This is a genomic window from Pseudomonas sp. 51_B, from assembly GCF_017491595.1.
Lineage (GTDB): Bacteria > Pseudomonadota > Gammaproteobacteria > Pseudomonadales > Pseudomonadaceae > Aquipseudomonas > Aquipseudomonas promysalinigenes.
In genome coordinates this window covers 1-615 of record NZ_JAFGYW010000101.1, presented here as the reverse complement: position 1 = coordinate 615, position 615 = coordinate 1, and the positions used below count along the sequence as shown (strand labels likewise).

The following is a 615-nucleotide window of genomic DNA, read 5'->3' as shown; positions in this document are numbered from 1 at the left end:
GCTCATTGAGCAAGGCGAGGATGTTATGACGACGTTGGGGAGTGTTGCGTTTGGACATGGCGGCTTAAGTTTCGATTCGAAAGATAACGCGAGCAATGAAACTCTATCGAAAGGTTTCCGTCAAGACGCGGGGAGAAAAATTCAGAAAGATTGAAATGACTGTGGGAGCGAGCCCGCTCGCGAAAGGGAGTCTCAGCCACTGAAGACGTGACTGACAAACCGCATTCGCGAACAGGCTCGCTCCCACAAGAGGTTGTGGAAAAATCAGGATTTTTTGATTTTTTCCGGCCGTTTCCAGCCGTCGATGTTCTTCTGACGGGCTCGGCCAACCGCCAGCTGAGCGTTATCCACATTTTGCGTGATGGTCGATCCGGCCGCAGTGGTTGCACCGTTGGAGATATCCACAGGGGCGACCAGCGAGTTGTTGGAGCCGATGAACACGTCAGCACCCAGGACGGTTTTCCACTTGTTGGCGCCATCGTAGTTGCAGGTGATGGTGCCGGCACCGATATTGGTACGTGCGCCGATTTCGGCATCGCCCAGATAGGTCAGGTGGCCAGCCTTGGCACCTTCGCCCATGTGAGCATTTTTCAGCTCAACGAAGTTACCCACATG

At 54.0% G+C, this 615-nt stretch carries 1 protein-coding gene; it reads right to left on the bottom strand.

All coding sequences use genetic code 11. The features are described 5' to 3' along the window. Positions 1-264: 264 nt before the first annotated feature. Positions 265-615: DapH/DapD/GlmU-related protein (locus J5M56_RS23835; RefSeq protein WP_279381836.1), on the bottom strand; the 351-nt coding region annotated here is incomplete at its 5' end.